This is a genomic window from Streptomyces sp. NPDC001393 (assembly GCF_053597455.1).
This window is the reverse complement of sequence record NZ_JBSFIH010000002.1, coordinates 423087-439894: the sequence shown is the minus strand read 5'-3', so window position 1 is coordinate 439894 and position 16808 is coordinate 423087. Positions and strand designations below refer to the sequence as shown.

The window sequence follows — 16808 nt, the reverse complement described above, 5'->3', positions numbered from 1 at the left end:
GTAGTGAGCCCGTGAGCCCGTGAGCCCGTGAGCCCGTGAGCCCGTGAGCCCGTGAGCCCGTGAGCCCGTGAGCCCGTGAGCCCGTGAGCCCGTGAGCCCGTGAGCCGTGAGCCCGTGAGCCGTGACGGCGAGCGTGAGGCATCGCACAGTCTGTGGACGGGCGGATGCCCGGGGCGGCGGTGAGCTATCTCACGGAATTGGTGGGCAGCCCCCATGGGCTCTGGGGTCGGCTGGGTTTCTGTCTTTCGGGCTCATGCCGCGCCCGGCTGGCACTTCGGGCACCACACCGTGCCGCGGCCTGCCAGCCGGGATCGGCGCAGGTGGGTGTGGCAGCGGGGGCAGATCGGGTCGGGATCGTCGCGGTGGCCGGTGAGCCACGCACCGCGCGGTGGGACGCAGCCGGCGGTGACCGCGGAACGCAGAGTGCGCCGCATGTGGGTGTACAGCTGCCGGCGATCGCTCTCCGTCAGGTCGCCGGCCCGGGCCGCGGGGTGCAGCCCGGCACGCCACAGGATCTCGTCGGCGAGCAGATTGCCGAGACCGGCCAGGACGGACTGGTCGGTGAGCGCGGTTTTGATGTGACCGCGGCGTGCGCCGAGCGCGGCCTCGAAGTCCCCACGGCCCACGGCCAGCGCGTCGGGCCCCTGACCATCCAGCAGCCGGGCCACGTCGGAGTCGTCGTCGGCCAGCCAGAGGCCCTGGAGCTTGCGCTGGTCGCGGTAGCGGAGCTGGTGGTCGCCGCTCAGGTCGAACAGGACGCGGTCGTGAGCCTCGACGGCGTCGTCGGGACCGGCACAGAGCAGCCGGCCGGTCATGCCGAAGTGCAGCAGGAGGGTGGGGCCGCCGGTGTGGGCGAGCAGCCACTTGCCGTGCCGCTCCGGCTCGGTGAACCGCCGGCCCTCCAGCGCGTCCCGCAGCCGCCGTGCGCTCATGCCGTGCAGGACGCCCGCGTCGCGCACGTCGACGCGGCGGATCACCCTGCCCTTCGCGCAGGACACGAGCACCCTGCGGAAACCCTCGACATCCGGCAGCTCAGGCACGGCGGACGCCTCGGACGCCTCCGTACCGGCGGACGACGCTCGGCGGATTGCGGGACAGAGCCGCCTGAGCCCGCGTGAGGGCGGGAGCGGATGCGGTCGCGGACGCCGGTTTCCGCCTCAGGTCCACGGCGGCCTCCTTGCTGCGCCGGGTTGATGCCGGGCCTGTGAAGGTGCCGATGCCGACACTGGCTGGATCGCCCTTCCGGCCTTCCGCCCTTCCGAGTGCCCTGCGCGCCGCCGTTCGTACCGTTTCGTACCCTTCACTCTCCCCGCTCCGCCCGCTCGCTCTTCCTCACATGCCGGTCGACGGCTCTCTGCGCGGAGCAGGTTGTCCACAGGGCGTCATCCACAGGGCCTGACGCGTTCCGGGCACCGGCTGTACGGTCTGAACGAGTTGATGTTGGTGTCGGTGTTCGTGCCGAAGGGCGTTCGGGGGAGGCGGTCGCGGTGACCGGAACCGGTCGGGAAGTGCTGGCGGACGCGATGGACCGGGGGACGCGCCGGCTGCCGCGGGTGGGCGGGTTCGCCCAGTGGCCGCGGCAGGGTTCGCCCAAGGAGGAGGGCAAGGCGCTGCGGACAGGCGTGCCACGCAGCGCGCACCGCACGCTCGACCTGGACGCCTCCCGCCCCGACGCGGTGAGCGCGGTCATCGAGTCCAACGCCGGCCGTATAGAGCAGCTGACCCCCATCCGCGTCGGACGGATGGCCGCGACCCCCTTCGCCTTCCTGCGCGGCTCGGCCGGACTCATGGCGTACGACCTGGCCCGCACCCCCATGACCAGGATCGGCACCCAGATATGCGGAGACGCGCACGCGGCCAACTTCGGCCTGTACGGCGACCACCGCGGCGGCCTCGTCATCGATCTCAACGACTTCGACGAGACCGTGCACGGCCCCTGGGAGTGGGATCTGAAGAGGCTCGCCGCCTCTTTGGTGCTCGCCGGTCGGGAGGCCGGCGCCGACGAGGACACCTGCCGCGCGGCCGCGCAGGACGCGGTCGGCGCCTACCGCCGCACCATGCGCCTGCTCGCCAGACTGCCGGTGCTGGACGCGTGGAACGCCATCGCCGACGAGGAACTGGTCTCCCACACCGACGCCCACGACCTTCTCGGCACCCTGCAGCGGGTCTCGGAGAAGGCACGCGCCAACACCAGCGGCCGCTTCGCGGCGAAGGCGACCGAGGCGGTGGCGGACGGCGGACGTCGCTTCGTGGACGCCTCACCGGTCCTGCGCCGCATCCCGGACGCCGAGGCGGCGGCGGTCGCCGCGTCCCTGGAGGCGTACGTCGACACGCTCAGCGAGGACCGGCACCCCCTGCTCGCCCGGCACGCCGTGCACGACGTGGCCTTCCGGGTCGTCGGCACCGGCAGTGTCGGAACCCGGTCCTACGTCGTGCTGCTCCTCGACCACCGTGAGCAGCCGCTGGTCCTTCAGGTGAAGGAGGCCCGCCCCTCCGCGCTCGTCCCGCATCTGGCCACGGCCGGCTTCGAGACGCCGCAGGTGGAACACGAGGGCCGCCGGGTCGTCCTCGGCCAGAAGCGGATGCAGGTGGTCAGCGACATCCTCCTCGGCTGGACCACGGTCCGTGGCCGTCCCTTCCAGGTCCGCCAGTTCCGCAACCGCAAGGGCAGCGTCGACCCCGCCGCCCTCGCCGCCGACCAGATCGACGACTACGGCCGCATGACCGGCGCCCTGCTGGCCCGCGCCCACTCCCACGGCGCAGACCCGCGCCTGATCGCCGGCTACTGCGGCAAGAACGAGGAACTGGACGAGGCGATGGCCACCTTCGCCGTCACCTACGCCGACCGCACCGAGGCCGACCACGCCGCACTGGTCACGGGCATCCGGGCAGGGCGGATCGCGGCGGAGCTGGGCGTGTGAGGCAGGGCGGCGCTGTCCAGGGGCGGAACTGCAGCGCCCGTCAGGGGCGAGGCCGAATCGATATGCGGCTCCGGTGCGTGGGCGCGGGCAACCACCCTTGACCTTCCACGAGGGACTCGCGCCCGGCGACGGCCGCTAGCCCCACGGCAGCAGACAGCCCCACGACGGATCCGCGCCCGGCGACGGCCGTTAGCCCCACGGCGGGGCACCGCATCCCGGCCCGGGCCGAGCGCAGCGGCTACGCTGGGCGGGTGACGACCCCGGAAGCCGAACAGTCCCAGGCGCCGCGGCCCGAGGAACGGCTCGAGCAGGCCGTACGGGCCGCCGAGCAGGCGTTGATCGAGTACGAGATCGCCGTGGAGACGTTCCGCGTCGAGGTCGAGAACTTCTCCCGGCTGCATGAACAGCGGCTCGGCCCGCTCTACGCACGCATCGAGGTGCTGGACGCCGAGATCGCCGAGGCCAGGGCCGCCCGCACCGGCGACCCGGAGGACATCCGCCGCGCCGAGGAGGCCCGCGCGCGCATCCTGCCGATCCCCGGTGTGGAAGAGCTGCTGCACGGCTGGATGGACGGCCACGGCCTGTTCCCGGAGGCCGCCGCCATGCTGACCGACCAGGCCGTACGGCCCCCCGAGCGGGTACGGCCCAGCGAGGAGGCCCGCAAGCTCTACCGCGAGCTGGCCCGCAAGGCGCACCCCGACCTCGTACAGGACGAAGAGGAGCGGCAGCGGCGTGAGGAGTTCCTCACCCGCGTCAACGCGGCCTACGCCCGTGGCGACGAGACACTGCTGAAGGAACTGGCCGAGGAATGGGCGGCCGGCCCGGTGCCGCCGGAGCGGCGCCCGAGCCCGGCCGAGGAGCTGTACGCCCGCCTCGAATGGCTCGCCCAGCGCAAGGAACTGCTCACCCTCGTCGCCCGTGAACTGGAGGAGGGCGCCATCGCCGGCATGCTCCGGCTCGCCCCGGACGACCCCGACGGGCTGCTCGAGGAGATCGCCGCCCGGTTGCGCGCCGACATCGCGCAGCGGGAGGCGGAGCTGTCGGCCTTGCTGGGGAAGGCCTGAGCCGCGGCTCGTCCGTCCGGCCCCGGCGGTTCTTCGGGTAGCGTCGGGGACATGAGTTTTGGAGCTGGTGTGCCCACGGTGGAGGTCACGGACCTCAAGGACGGCGACTTCCTGCTCGACGTCCGCGAGGACGACGAGTGGCAGGCGGGCCACGCCGAGGGAGCCTTGCACATCCCCATCAGCGAGTTCGTGGCCCGCTACGGCGAGCTGACCGAGGCCGCACCGCAGGACGGCCGTGTGCACGTCATCTGCCGCTCCGGCGGCCGTTCGGCGCAGGTCACCATGTACCTGGTCCAGCAGGGCATCGACGCCGTGAACGTCGACGGCGGCATGCAGGTCTGGCAGACCGCGGGCCGCCCGGTGATCACCGACGACGGCCGGCCCGGCTTCGTCCTGTAGTCCGATCCCCGCTGTAGCCCGATCCCCGCTGCCCCGGTGGCGGGGCCGCACGGTCAGCCCAGCGGATGGGCGGCCAGCAGATCCCCGAGCCGCTCCTCGTGCGCCGCCGCCGGGCCGAGCGCCAGCTCCAGGTGCTTGGCCCAGGCGTGATACCGGTGCAGTGGGTAGTCGGTGTCGGCACCGAACCCGCCGTGCAGATGCTGTGCCGTCTGTACCACCCGGCGCACCCCCTCCGACGCCCAGATCTTCGCCACCGCGACATCCCCGGCGGCGGGCAGCGCTCCCTGCGCCCCGGAGGCGATCCGCCAGGCCGCCTGCCAGAGGGTGGCAGCCATGGCCCGCAGATCGATGTACCGGTCCGCGGCCTGCACGGCCACCGCCTGGAAGGTCGCGATCGGATACCCGAACTGCTCCCGCTTGCCGGTGTACTCGGCGGTCATCGCCAGCACCCGCTCGCCCAGCCCGAGCGCCAGCGCGCAACTGCCGGTGGTGAGGAGCAAGTGCAGCCACTCCCAGGCGCCCTCGGCCTCGATGACATCCTCCGCGGCGATCCGCACGGACGTGAGCCGCAGCTCGGCCAGCCGCTCCCCGCTGGTGGACACCTGCTCGGCGAGCACCACCCCGTCCCGCTCGCGCGGTACCAGCGCGAGCACGGTCCGCTCGGCGGCCGTGCCCTCGAGGTGCGCCGGTACGACGACGAGGTCCGCGTCGTACGCCCACGGCACCGCGGTCTGCACTCCGTCCAGCACCCAGACCGCACCGTCCCGCCGTGCGCCGACGGACAGTTCGGCAGGGTCATGGCCGGTACGGCCGTTCGCTGCGACGGTCAGAACCAGCTCACCCCGTCCGGCCCGCGCCAGCACACGGTTCGCCAACTCTGCGCCGCCGAAGGCCTGTACGGCCGCTGCCGCCGCGCTGTGCTCCAGCAGGGGCACCCGGGCGAGCACCTTGGCGGACTCCCGCAGCACCAGGCACAGCGCGATCACGTCCAGACCCGAACCGCCGTGGGCCTCGTGGAGCAGCAGGCTCAGCAGGTCCGCGTCGGCCAGCCGGGACCACAGCTCCCGGTCGAAGCCCTCGGCCACGGCACCGGTGGTGAGCGCCGGGCTGGGCACCGCGTCCGGTACCACCCCGGCGAACACCCCGCGCGCCGCTTCGGCCGCCGCCCGCTGCTCCTCGGTGAAGGTGAAGTCCACGGCCTGTCCCTTCGACGGGGTCGGTGATCTGACGGAGCGTCAAGATAGAACAGGTTCTAGGAGAAGGGAATGGCATGGGATCCCGGTGTTTCCGGTGTTCCTGGGGCCCCTCCCCCTCCCCCTCCCACCCCGCCCCTCCGCCGAATTGGCTCCCGCCGAGTCGGCTCCCGCCTAGACGGCAGACGCTGCCCTCAGCGGTCGAAGTCCAGTTCCACCTGCTCCGTCAGCGGATGCGACTGGCAGGCCAGTACATAGCCGGCTTCCGTCTCCTCCGTCTCCAGGGCGAAGTTGCGGTCCATGCGGACCTCGCCGGAGACCAGGAAGGCACGGCACGTCCCGCACACGCCGCCCTTGCAGGCGTAGGGCGCGTCGGGGCGGTTGCGCAGGACCGTCTCCAGCAACGTCTCGCCGTCGCGCACCGGCCAGGTGCCGCCTCGTCCGTCGAGCCGGGCGGTGACCGTGCTGTGCGCGGGAGCCTGAGCGGTGGTGGCCGGGGACGGGCCCGCGTCCACATGGAAGATCTCCTGGTGGATGCGCGACCGGTCCACGCCCAGCTCGCGCAGCGCCTGCTCGGCGCCCCGCACCAGCCCGTACGGCCCGCACAGGAACCAGCCCGCGACCTCGCCGACCGGCAGCAGCGCGGGCAGCAGCCCGGTGAGCCGCTCGCGGTCGAGCCGGCCGGAGGGCAGACCCGCCTGCTGCTCCTCGCGGGAGAGCACGGTCACCAGCTGAAGCCGCTCGGGATAGCGGTCCTTCAGATCGGCGACCTCCTCCAGGAACATCGTCGAGGCGGCCGTGCGGTCGCTGCGTATCAGGCAGAACCGGGCCGCCGGCTCGCGGGCCAGCAGTGTGGAGACGATGGACAGCACCGGGGTGATGCCGCTGCCGCCGACGACCGCCGCGTACAGCCCCGGTGCCGGTTCCAGGGTGAAGCGACCGGCCGGGGTCATCACCTCCAGCACATCACCGACGTTGATCTCCTTCAGCGCGTAGGCGGAGAAGGCCCCGCCCTCGACCAGCCGCACGCCCACCCGGAGGGTGTCGGGGCCCGCGCCGGCCGGGTCGGGCGCGGGGGAGCAGATCGAGTAGGTGCGCCGTATCTCGGTGCCGTCGACCTGCCGGCGCAGCGCCAGGTGCTGGCCGGGTGCGTGCCGGTACTCCTCGCGCAGTTCGGGCGGGACGGTGAAGGTGAGGGCGACGGAGTCGTCGGTGATCCGTTCGACCTCGGCCACCGGGAGCGGGTGGAAGCGTGCCATCACAACTCCTTGAAGTGGTCGAACGGTTCACGGCAGACGAGACAGCGGCGCAGTGCCTTGCACGCGGTGGAGGAGAACCTGCTGAGCAGTTCGGTGTCGGCGGAGCCGCAGTGCGGGCAGCGGACGGGCTCGGTGAGTGCGTCGTCGGTGCGGCTCGTGGCCTCGGAGGTGGTCCGGGTCGGCCCGAGAGTCAGCGGCACGGGGCCGGAGGCGGAGCGCACGCGCGGGGGAGCGATGCCGAACTCCTGGAGTTTGCGGCGCCCTTCGGGACTGATGTCGTCGGTCGTCCAGGCGGGGCTGAGCACCGTGCGGACCGTGACGTCGTGCATGCCGTGGGCGCGCAGGACTCTCTCGATGTCCACGCTCATCGCCTCGATGGCGGGGCAGCCGGTGTAGGTGGGGGTCAGGTCGACCTCGACCGTGCCGGGGCCGTGGAGATGCACCGCGCGCACCACGCCCAGCTCCTGGAGTGTGAGCACCGGCAGTTCGGGATCGGGCACCGAGCCGGCCAGCTCCAGCAGTTCTGTCTCCAGGGCGGTGGCGGTCACCATGTCGCCCCCGGGTGGCTGCGGTGCAGATGCTGCATCTCGGCGAGCATCCGGCCGAAGGGTTCGGTGTGCAGGCCCTGCCGGCCGGCGCCGGCCGACCAGGCGCCGGTGCGCGGTCCCTCGGGGAGGGTGAGCGTGGCCCGGCCGAGGACGTCCTGGACGGACTCCAGCCAGCGTGTCTCCAGGGTCGGCCAGTCGGCGTCGAGCCCTTCCACCGGCTGGAAGAGTTCGCCGGTGTACCGCCACAGTGCGTCGCAGGCGCGCTGCATCCGCTCGTGGCTGGTCTGCGTGCCGTCGCCGAGCCGCAGGGTCCACTGCTCGGCGTGGTCGCGGTGGTAGGCGACCTCCTTGACCGCCTTCGCGGCGAGCGGGGCGAACGGGCCGTCTCCGGCCGCCAGTTCGCCGTGGAGCAGGTGCTGGTAGGTGGAGAAGTAGAGCTGGCGGGCGATGGTGTGGGCGAAGTCGCCGTTCGGCTGCTCGACCAGCTGGAGGTTGCGGAAGGCCCGCTCCTCGCGCAGGTAGGCCAGTTCGTCCTCGTCGCCGGCCATGGACAGCAGTATCCGGGCCTGGCCGAGCAGGTCGAGGGCGATGTTGGCGAGGGCGACCTCCTCCTCCAGGACAGGGGCGTGCCCGGCCCACTCCCCCAGGCGGTGGGAGAGCACCAGGGCGTCGTCGCCGAGGGCGAGGGCGGCGGTCACCGGGACGGTGGCGGTCACAGGTGCTTCACTCCTTCCGGGATCTCGTAGAAGGTCGGGTGCCGGTAGGGCTTGTCGGCGGCCGGCTCGAAGAACGGGTCCTTCTCGTCGGGCGAGGACGCGGTGATGGCGGTGGCCGGGACGACCCAGATCGACACGCCCTCGCCGCGGCGGGTGTACAGATCGCGGGCGTTGCGCAGGGCGAGTTCCGCGTCGGGGGCGTGCAGGCTGCCGGCGTGGGTGTGGGAGAGGCCGCGCCGGGAGCGCACGAAGACCTCCCACAGGGGCCAGTCGGTGGTGCTCATGCTCGCTCCGCTTCTGTTTCGTGGCCTGTCTCGTGTGCCGTCGCGTTGGTGCCGCTGGTGTCGCTAGTGCTGGTGGTGCCGCTGGTGCGCTTGGCCGCGAAGGCGGCGGCCGCTTCCCGTACCCATGTGCCCTCGTCGTGGGCGCGCCTGCGCTGGGTGATCCGCTGTTCGTTGCACGGGCCGTTGCCCTTGAGGACGTCCCAGAACTCGGTCCAGTCGATCGGGCCGAAGTCGTAGTGCCCGCGTTCCTCGTTCCACCGCAGGTCGGCGTCGGGGAGGGTGAGGCCCAGGGACTCGGCCTGGGGGACGCAGATGTCGACGAAGCGCTGACGCAGCTCGTCGTTGGAGTGACGCTTGATCTTCCACTCCATCGACTGCGCGGAGTGCTGGGACTCGTCGTCGGGCGGGCCGAACATCATCAGCGAGGGCCACCACCAGCGGTTGACCGCGTCCTGCGCCATCGCGTGCTGCTCGGGTGTGCCCTTGCTGAGGGCCAGCAGCAGTTCGTAGCCCTGACGCTGGTGGAAGGACTCCTCCTTGCAGATCCGCACCATGGCGCGGGCGTAGGGGCCGTAGGAGCAGCGGCACAGCGGTACCTGGTTGGTGATCGCGGCGCCGTCCACGAGCCAGCCGATCGCGCCGACGTCGGCCCAGGTCAGGGTCGGGTAGTTGAAGATCGAGGAGTACTTCTGGCGGCCGCTGTGGAGCTTGTCGAGCAGTTCGTCACGGCTGGTGCCGAGGGTCTCGGCCGCGCTGTACAGATACAGGCCGTGGCCGGCCTCGTCCTGGACCTTGGCCATGAGGATGGCCTTGCGGCGCAGGGAGGGCGCGCGAGTGATCCAGTTGGCCTCCGGCTGCATGCCGATGATCTCGGAGTGCGCGTGCTGGGCGATCTGCCGGACCAGGGTGGCGCGGTAGGCGTCGGGCATCCAGTCGCGCGGTTCGATGCGTTCGTCGGCGGCGACGGCCGCGTCGAAGGCGTGCTGGTAGGCCGCCGTGCCGACGGTGTCCGGTGCGCCGTCCGCCTCTGTGCGGGCCGTGCGCTGCGCGGCTGCTGTGGCCATGCGCTCCCCCTGACTTCGGGCTCTGCGGTGAACTGTCCCGACCGATCGTTCGGTCCGTGCGTAGTCAATGGTGTGCCGGGCCGCCGTGGGGTGTCAACCGCTGTGGAAAACTCCGGCGGGCAGCCTGTGGACAACGGGCGGGAGGTCGGGGTAGGGCGGAGTGTCGGGCCGTGCCGCGTGGCGAGGACCACGGCCGCGGCCCCCACCCGGGGCTGCGCCCGGCGGTCAGGGCTGAGTACCGTTCCGTGCTGACGCCGAGGAGTGGCGTACGTGGACGGTGGGGCACTCGTGGCGGGCGCCGCATCACTGAGCTGGACCACTGGACCGAACGACTTGACCGAAACGGGGGACGGGGCGGAATGGACGCGTACGACGAGGACCCGGGGGCCCGACCCGACCCCGGCGGGTCGGCCCGGGCGCGTCTGCCCGAGGGCTCCCGGACCGGCGTGGGCTCCTCGAGCGACATGGAATCCTCGACCGACGCGGAGCCCCGAGCCGGTGTCGGCCGCTCGGCCGATGCGGATGGCCGGGCCGACGCCGGTTCCGAGGCGGGCAGGGATCTGCGGGTCGACGCGGACTCCCGGGCGGGCGCTGGTTCCCGGGCGGCAGCGGCTGCGGCCAGCGGCGCGGGTTCCGTGACCGACGGGGCCGCCGCCACGGCGCCGCCCACCGCGCCCCGTACCGGCGTGGCCGCCCTCTCCCCCCGCTACCAGGTCGCCGCGGCGCTGGCGCTCGCGGTGGTCGGTGTCGCCGCCTGTGTCCATCTGCTGATGGTGTTCCTCAGCCTTGCCCCCGCGAACACCGTGTCCAAGCAGCACGGCAAGGCCGTCGAGGAATGGGTGTACCCGGAGTTCGAGCAGAACTGGAAGCTGTTCGCGCCCAACCCGCTGCAGCAGAACATCGCCGTCCAGGTGCGTGCCGTGGAGCGCGTGAGGGACGGCGGGCTGCGCACCACCGGGTGGACCGACCTGTCCGCCCAGGACGGCGCCGCCATCGACGGCAACCTGGTGCCGAGCCACACCCAGCAGAACGAGCTCCGCCGCGCCTGGGACTTCTTCACCGCCACGCACAGCGCCGACAACCGGGCCGTGGGCATGCGCGGCTCGCTCTCCGAGCAGTACCTGCGCCGAATCGTGGTGATGCGCCTGTACCGGACCTATCCGGCCGACCGCGACGGCGTGATCCAGCGCGTGCAGATCCGGTCCAGCACCACCAATGTGCAGCCGCCCGAGTGGAGTCGTGAGCGCGTGTCCGACAAGCCTGTCTACCGCGTGCTGCCCTGGTGGAACGTGACGGCCGACGAGGCAGCGGGAGGTGTGCGGTGAACAGGCTCTCCCTGACTGTCTCGTGCGGTATCGCCAGGGTCACCGAGTCGGCTCTCGGGCCGTACCAGAGCGCGGTGATCCGCATAGGGTTCGCCGGGACCTGGCTGCTGTTCCTGCTGCGCGAGTTCCCGCACCGCCAGGAGCTGTACGGCCCGACCGGGCCCTGGGGCTGGAACCTCGCCAAGGAGCTGGCCGCCGACAACCACGCGTTCACGGCCCTGCTGTGGTCCGACGGACAGCTGTGGTTCGAGTGCTTCTACCTGCTGGCGATACTCGCCAGCGCGGCGCTGATGCTCGGCTGGCGCACCCGCACGGCGTCCGTGCTGTTCATGGTGGGCGTGCTGTCGCTGCAGAACCGCAGCGTCTTCGTCGGTGACGGCGGCGACAACGTCCTGCACCTGATGTCCTTCTACCTCGTGTTCACGCGCTGCGGACAGGTGTGGTCCCTGGACGCGCGGCGCGCGGCACGCGCGCGTGGGGAACGGATGCCCGTCGACCGGGTCGGGGCGGTCCTGTGGGCGGTGTTCGGCCTGGCGCTGCTCATGGCGACGTTCACCGGTCGGTTCGACAACGGCTGGCTGATCCCCGCGCTGCTGTGGACGGCCTGGATGGTGCTCGGCCTGTGGTGGGCCGTCGGCCGCTGGGCGAAGTCGCAGCAGCCGCGGATCCTGCTGGACGTCGTCGCCAACGTCCTGCACAACGGCGCCCTGTTCGTGATCATGGCGGAGGCCTGCCTGATCTACGCGACGGCCGGCTGGTACAAGATCCAGGGCTCGCGCTGGCAGGACGGCACCGCCGTCTACTACCCGCTCCACCTGGACTACTTCTCGCCCTGGCCGGGCCTCGCCGACCTGATGTCCTCCAGCGGCACGATCATGATGCTCGTCGCCTACGGCACGGTCATGGTGCAGGTCGCCTTCCCGTTCACCCTGTTCAACCGGCGGGTGAAGAACGTCCTGCTGGTGCTGATGATGACCGAGCACGCGGTGATCGCGGTCGTGCTCGGCCTGCCGTTCTTCTCGATGGCGATGATCACCGCGGACGCGGTCTTCCTGCCGACGCCGTTCCTGCGCCGGGTGGGTGCGCTGGTGGCACGCGCGCGGGGGCGGCTCGTCCGGCATGACGCCCCTACGGTGCCCGCGCCCCGCGCCCCTGAAGAGAGCCCCGCGGAGAGCACCCAGGGCCGGTGGGGCTCCCCCCACGCGAGCGTGGCCGAGCGTGGGGGAGGGTCCACCGCATGACCGACCCGCTGACCCGCTGGCGCGAGTGCGCCGATGGCGCCGTGCTGCTCGACGGCTTCCACGCGCTCAAGCACGCGCTGCGCTTCGGGGCCGAGATCCCGGTGGCGGTCACCACCGACCGGCAGGCGGCGCTGGCTCTCGCCGGGGAACTGGCCGGGGACGTGCGCGACGCGCTCGATGCGTTGCTGTCGCAGGTGCCCGCGCCGACGTACGCCTCGCTCGTGCCGCGGCCCCACCCGACCGGCGTGGCCGCGCTCGCCGTACGGCCGTCCCGTCAGGCCAACCTGCGCAGGCTCGCCGAGATGCCCCGCACCGCGCCCGTCGTCGTCCTGGACAACCCGCGCAACCTGGGCAACGCCGGTGCCGTGATCCGGCTGGCCGCCGGTTTCGGGGCGACCGGCGTGATCACCACGGGCACTCTGGACCCCTGGCATCCCACGGTGGTGCGCGGCGGCGCCGGCCTGCACTTCGCGACGGCCGTGGAGCGGCTGGACGTCGACGAGCTGCCGCCGGGGCCGGTGTTCGCGCTGGACCCCGAGGGCGACGACATCCGGGGCGTGCAGCTCCCGGACGACGCCGTTCTCGCCTTCGGCTCCGAGCGCAGCGGGCTGTCGGCCGAGCTGCGCGCGCGTGCCGACCAGCTGCTGCGGCTGCCGATGCGCCCCCAGGTCTCCAGCTACAACCTTGCCACCAGCGTGGCGATGACGCTGTACCACTGGAGCGCGACCGGGGGCGCGCTTCCGGCTTCCTAGGCCTCCCGGCGCACCTCGACCACCCGGAACCGGTTGGCGACGAACGCCCCGTCGCACAGCGCGGCGTTGGCCGCCGGGTTGCCGCCGGAGCCGTGGAAGTCGGAGAACGCGGCGGTCTGGTTCACGTACACCCCGCCGGTCAGGTTGAGCGACAGCTGGGCCGCCTCCTCCAGGCACACCTCCTCGATCGACCGCTCCACCTCGCTGTCGGTGGTGTAGGCGCCGACCGTCATCGCGCCCTTCTCGCGGACCGTGCGGCGCAGCAGCTCCACCGCGTCGTTCACCGAGTCGACGGCGACGGCGAAGGAGACGGGGCCGAAGCACTCGCTCATGTAGGCGGCCTCGTCGTCCGGCTTGGCGCCGTCCAGCTTGACGATGACCGGGGTGCGCACGACCGCGCCCGGGAAGTCCGGGTTGCTGATCTCCTGGGAGGCGAGGGCCACTTCGCCGAGGCCGGCGGCGGCTTCCAGACGCGCCTTGACGTCCGGGTTGACGATCGCGCCCAGCAGGGCGTTGGCGCGGGCGTCGTCGCCGAGGAGGCCGTCGACCGCGCGGGCGAGGTCGGCGGTGACCTCGTCGAAGGTCTTCGGGCCCTCGTCGGTGTGGATGCCGTCCCGGGGGATGAGCAGGTTCTGCGGGGTGGTGCACATCTGGCCGCTGTACAGGGACAGGGAGAACGCCAGGTTGGACAGCATGCCCTTGTAGTCGCCGGTGGAGTGCACGATCACCGTGTTGACGCCGGCCTTCTCGGTGTAGACCTGCGCCTGGCGGGCATGGGCCTCCAGCCAGTCACCGAAGGACGTCGACCCGGTGTAGTCGATGATCCGGACCTCGGGGCGGGTGGCGAGGGTCTTGGCGATGCCTTCGCCGGGGCGCTCGGCGGCCAGTGCCACCAGGTTCGGGTCGAAGCCCGTCTCGGCGAGCACCTGGCGCGCGATCTGCACGGTGAGCGCGAGCGGCAGCACCGCGCGCGGGTGGGGCTTGACCAGGACCGCGTTGCCGGTGGCGAGGGAGGCGAACAGGCCCGGGTAGCCGTTCCACGTCGGGAAGGTGTTGCAGCCGATGAGCAGGGCGATGCCCCGCGGGACCGGCGTGAACCGCTTGGTGAGGGCCAGCGGGTCACGCTTGCCCTGCGGCTTGGTCCACTCGGCCGTCTCGGGCGTGCGGATCTGCTCCGCGTACGCGTACGCCACCGCTTCCAGGCCGCGGTCCTGGGCGTGCGGGCCGCCGGCCTGGAACGCCATCATGAAGGCCTGGCCGCTGGTGTGCATGACGGCGTGCGCGAACTGGTGCGTGCGGTCGCTGATGCGCTTGAGGATCTCCAGGCAGACCATGGCCCGGATCTCCGGACCCGCCTCCCGCCAGGCGCGCTGCCCGGCCTTCATCGCAGGCAGCAGCACGTCGATGTCCGCGTGCGGGTAGGTCACGCCCAGCTCGATGCCGTACGGGGAGACCTCGCCGCCCACCCAGTCGTCGGTGCCCGGCTGGTCGGCGAAGTCGAGGCGGTTGCCCAGCAGGGCGTCGAAGGCGGCCTTGCCCGTCGCCGCGTCCAGGCTGCCGTTCTCGCCGTAGGCCTTCGGATGCTCGGGGTGCGGGGACCAGTACGCGCGCGTGCGGATCGCTTCCAGCGCCTGGTCAAGGGTGGGCCGGTGCTTGGCGATCAGCTCGTCGGTGGTCAGTTCGGCGGTGGCCATGCGGGACCAACTCCTCGTCTGTGGAACTCTTCGTCGAGTTCGTCGACCTGGCGGAAAGAGCAGCGGGATCGGACGGTCAGAGCTAGAGTAACCGAACGATCGGTCGGGACAAGGGGGCCTGCCGCATCTGTGGAAAACGCCGTGCGGGAGGATCGCGCACATGACAGCACTCGACCTCAGCAGCCCTGTGGCCGTCGTCGGCACCGGCACCATGGGCCAGGGCATCGCCCAGGTCGCTCTGGTCGCCGGCCACCCCGTGCGGCTGTACGACGCCGCAGCCGGGCGTGCCCGGGACGCGGCCGCGGCGATCGGCGCCCGCCTCGACCGGCTCGTGGAGAAGGGCCGGCTCGCCGCCGCCGACCGGGACGCGGCCCGTGCCCGCCTCAACCCCGCCCAGAGCCTCGCGGAGCTGGCGGACTGCACGCTGGTCGTCGAGGCCGTCCTGGAGCGGCTGGACGTCAAACAGCAGCTCTTCGGCGAGCTGGAGGACATCGTCGCCGAGGACTGCCTGCTCGCCACCAACACGTCCTCGCTGTCGGTGACGGCCATCGGCGGTGCCCTGCGCCAGCCCGGCCGCTTCGTGGGCCTGCACTTCTTCAATCCGGCCCCGCTGATGCCCCTGGTCGAGGTCGTCTCCGGGTTCGCGACCGACGTCACGTCGGCCACGCGCGCGTACGAGACCGCCCGCGCCTGGGGCAAGACCCCGGTGGCCTGCGCCGACACCCCGGGTTTCATCGTCAACCGGATCGCCCGGCCGTTCTACGCCGAGGCCTTCGCCGTCTACGAGGCTCAGGCCGCCGACCCGGCCACCATCGACGCGATCCTGCGCGAGTCCGGCGGGTTCAGGATGGGTGCCTTCGAGCTGACCGACCTGATCGGGCAGGACGTCAACGAGTCCGTCACCCACTCGGTGTGGCAGTCCTTCTTCCAGGACGTGCGCTTCACCCCGTCCCTGGCCCAGCGCCGCCTGGTGGAGTCCGGCCGGCTCGGCCGCAAGACGGGACACGGCTGGTACGACCACACCGAGGACGCCGAGCGGCCCGAGCCGCACACCGCCGACAAGGAGCAGCCGCCCGCCTACGTCGTCGCCGAGGGCGGTCTCGGCCCCGCGGCCGAGCTGCTCGCGCTGATCCGCGAGGCGGGCATCCAGGTCCGCGAGGAGGACGAGGACAACGGCACCCGCCTGGTGCTGCCCAGCGGCGGCCAACTGGTGCTCGCCGACGGCCAGACCTCAGTGGAGTTCCGCGACGTCGTCTACTTCGACCTCGCCCTCGACTACCGCACCGCCACCCGCGTGGCCCTGTCCGCCTCCCAGGACACCTCGCCGCAGACCCTCGCCGAGGCCACCGGCCTCTTCCAGGCCCTCGGCAAGGACGTCAGCGTCATCGGCGACGTCCCCGGCATGATCGTCGCGCGCACGGTCGCCCGGATCATCGACCTCGCGCACGACGCCGTCGCCAAGGGCGTCGCCACCCAGGAGGACATCGACACGGCGATGCGCCTCGGGGTGAACTATCCCCTCGGCCCGTTCGAGTGGGACCGCAGGCTCGGCCGCGAGTTCGCCTTCGACGTCCTGGACGAGATGCACGAGCGCGACCCCTCCGGACGCTACGCGCCCTCCCTCGCCCTCTACCGCCACGCGTACGCCATCGACGACAAGCGGGAGGGCCGGTCATGACCACGGCCAAGCGCGACACCTACACCCCCGAGACGCTGCTCTCCGTGGCCGTCCGGGTGTTCAACGAGCGCGGATACGACGGCACTTCCATGGAGCACCTGTCCAAGGCGGCCGGGATCTCCAAGTCGTCGATCTACCACCACGTCAGCGGCAAGGAGGAACTGCTGCGCCGGGCCGTCAGCCGCGCCCTGGACGGCCTGTTCGCCATCCTGGACGAGGAGCACGCGCGCGTGGGGCGGCCCGTCGACCGGCTGGAGCACGTCGTACGGCGCATGGTCGAGGTGCTCATAGGCGAGCTGCCGTACGTGACGCTGCTGCTGCGGGTGCGCGGCAACACCGCCACCGAGCGGTGGGCGCTGGAGCGGCGGCGCGACTTCGACCACCGGGTCGCGGAACTGCTGAAGGCCGCGGCGGCCGACGGGGACGTACGCGGTGACATCGAGGTCAGGCTGGCCACCCGGCTGGTCTTCGGAATGATCAACTCGATCGTGGAGTGGTACCGGCCGGACCCGCGCGGTGTCGGTGAACGCGAGGTCGCCGACGCCGTGAGCCAGCTGGTCTTTGCGGGCCTCAAGCAGAGCTGAGCCGGTCTCCCCTGCTCACGCCTCCGGCGCACTCCCTTCCTTACGCCTCCGGCACACCCCCCGCCTTACGCCTCCGGCACACCCCC

16 protein-coding genes are annotated in these 16808 nt (G+C 72.1%); 8 read left to right on the top strand and 8 right to left on the bottom strand.

The features are described 5' to 3' along the window. Window positions 1-251: 251 nt before the first annotated feature. Window positions 252-1040 carry an Fpg/Nei family DNA glycosylase gene (locus tag ACWC2T_RS05025; RefSeq protein ID WP_450669049.1) on the bottom strand — a complete coding sequence of 263 codons (789 nt, stop codon included), beginning with the start codon at window positions 1038-1040 and terminating at the stop codon, window positions 252-254. Window positions 1041-1523: 483 nt separating this feature from the next. On the opposite strand from ACWC2T_RS05025, the gene ACWC2T_RS05020 reads away from it, so the two are divergent. The 3 genes from ACWC2T_RS05020 to ACWC2T_RS05010 all read left to right on the top strand — a co-directional run bounded on the left by ACWC2T_RS05020 (window position 1524) and on the right by ACWC2T_RS05010 (window position 4384). Then, a complete protein-coding gene (locus tag ACWC2T_RS05020; protein ID WP_450669072.1) occupies window positions 1524-2921 on the top strand; it encodes a DUF2252 domain-containing protein in 1398 nt (465 codons plus the stop codon). 251 nt (window positions 2922-3172) lie between these two features. Further along, on the top strand, window positions 3173-3985 hold the full coding sequence (locus ACWC2T_RS05015; protein ID WP_450669048.1) for a hypothetical protein: 813 nt from the start codon (window positions 3173-3175) through the stop codon (window positions 3983-3985). Window positions 3986-4054: 69 nt separating this feature from the next. Continuing rightward, window positions 4055-4384 (top strand): rhodanese-like domain-containing protein, encoded by a 330-nt coding sequence (locus ACWC2T_RS05010; RefSeq protein WP_450669071.1) that lies wholly within the window; start codon window positions 4055-4057, stop codon window positions 4382-4384. A gap of 53 nt (window positions 4385-4437) precedes the next feature. On the opposite strand, the gene ACWC2T_RS05005 is transcribed toward ACWC2T_RS05010, so the two are convergent. The 6 genes from ACWC2T_RS05005 to paaA form a co-directional block, all read right to left on the bottom strand. Then, window positions 4438-5580 carry an acyl-CoA dehydrogenase family protein gene (locus tag ACWC2T_RS05005; RefSeq protein ID WP_450669047.1) on the bottom strand — a complete coding sequence of 381 codons (1143 nt, stop codon included), beginning with the start codon at window positions 5578-5580 and terminating at the stop codon, window positions 4438-4440. 191 nt (window positions 5581-5771) lie between these two features. After that, on the bottom strand, window positions 5772-6836 hold the full coding sequence (locus ACWC2T_RS05000) for a 2Fe-2S iron-sulfur cluster-binding protein (RefSeq protein ID WP_450669046.1): 1065 nt from the start codon (window positions 6834-6836) through the stop codon (window positions 5772-5774). Then, entirely contained in the window at window positions 6836-7387 is a 552-nt protein-coding gene (gene paaD, locus ACWC2T_RS04995) for a 1,2-phenylacetyl-CoA epoxidase subunit PaaD (RefSeq protein ID WP_450669045.1), read from the bottom strand. The genes ACWC2T_RS05000 and paaD overlap by 1 nt, the downstream gene beginning before the upstream one ends. Continuing rightward, complete coding sequence (paaC, locus tag ACWC2T_RS04990; protein ID WP_450669044.1) at window positions 7381-8100, bottom strand: 1,2-phenylacetyl-CoA epoxidase subunit PaaC; 720 nt, start codon at window positions 8098-8100, stop codon at window positions 7381-7383. The genes paaD and paaC overlap by 7 nt, the downstream gene beginning before the upstream one ends. Beyond that, window positions 8097-8384, bottom strand: coding sequence for a 1,2-phenylacetyl-CoA epoxidase subunit PaaB (gene paaB / locus ACWC2T_RS04985; RefSeq protein WP_190016117.1), 288 nt, complete (start codon window positions 8382-8384; stop codon window positions 8097-8099). Before paaB ends, paaC begins: the two co-directional genes overlap by 4 nt. Next, window positions 8381-9448, bottom strand: coding sequence for a 1,2-phenylacetyl-CoA epoxidase subunit PaaA (gene paaA, locus ACWC2T_RS04980; RefSeq protein ID WP_450669043.1), 1068 nt, complete (start codon window positions 9446-9448; stop codon window positions 8381-8383). Before paaA ends, paaB begins: the two co-directional genes overlap by 4 nt. A 359-nt stretch (window positions 9449-9807) precedes the next feature. Here paaA and ACWC2T_RS04975 point away from each other — a divergent pair, with 359 nt between their 5' ends. Genes ACWC2T_RS04975 through ACWC2T_RS04965 form a run of 3 tightly spaced genes read left to right on the top strand, consistent with a single transcriptional unit; the run spans window position 9808 to window position 12766 of the window. Then, entirely contained in the window at window positions 9808-10773 is a 966-nt protein-coding gene (locus ACWC2T_RS04975) for a DUF5819 family protein (RefSeq protein ID WP_450669042.1), read from the top strand. Then, a complete protein-coding gene (locus ACWC2T_RS04970) occupies window positions 10770-12014 on the top strand; it encodes an HTTM domain-containing protein (RefSeq protein WP_450669041.1) in 1245 nt (414 codons plus the stop codon). Before ACWC2T_RS04975 ends, ACWC2T_RS04970 begins: the two co-directional genes overlap by 4 nt. Further along, a complete protein-coding gene (locus ACWC2T_RS04965) occupies window positions 12011-12766 on the top strand; it encodes a TrmH family RNA methyltransferase (RefSeq protein ID WP_450669040.1) in 756 nt (251 codons plus the stop codon). The genes ACWC2T_RS04970 and ACWC2T_RS04965 overlap by 4 nt, the downstream gene beginning before the upstream one ends. On the opposite strand, the gene paaN is transcribed toward ACWC2T_RS04965, so the two are convergent. After that, window positions 12763-14460 (bottom strand): phenylacetic acid degradation protein PaaN, encoded by a 1698-nt coding sequence (gene paaN / locus ACWC2T_RS04960; protein WP_450669039.1) that lies wholly within the window; start codon window positions 14458-14460, stop codon window positions 12763-12765. The two genes, ACWC2T_RS04965 and paaN, sit on opposite strands and share 4 nt — an antisense overlap. Window positions 14461-14620: 160 nt before the next feature. Between paaN and ACWC2T_RS04955 the strand changes: the two genes are divergently transcribed. Together ACWC2T_RS04955 and ACWC2T_RS04950 are read left to right on the top strand one after the other, a co-directional pair. Next, window positions 14621-16138: a 3-hydroxyacyl-CoA dehydrogenase gene (locus tag ACWC2T_RS04955; RefSeq protein ID WP_450669038.1), complete on the top strand. Its 1518-nt coding sequence runs from the start codon at window positions 14621-14623 to the stop codon at window positions 16136-16138. Further along, window positions 16135-16722: a TetR/AcrR family transcriptional regulator gene (locus tag ACWC2T_RS04950; RefSeq protein ID WP_450669037.1), complete on the top strand. Its 588-nt coding sequence runs from the start codon at window positions 16135-16137 to the stop codon at window positions 16720-16722. The genes ACWC2T_RS04955 and ACWC2T_RS04950 overlap by 4 nt, the downstream gene beginning before the upstream one ends. The last annotated feature ends 86 nt before the right edge of the window (window positions 16723-16808 follow it).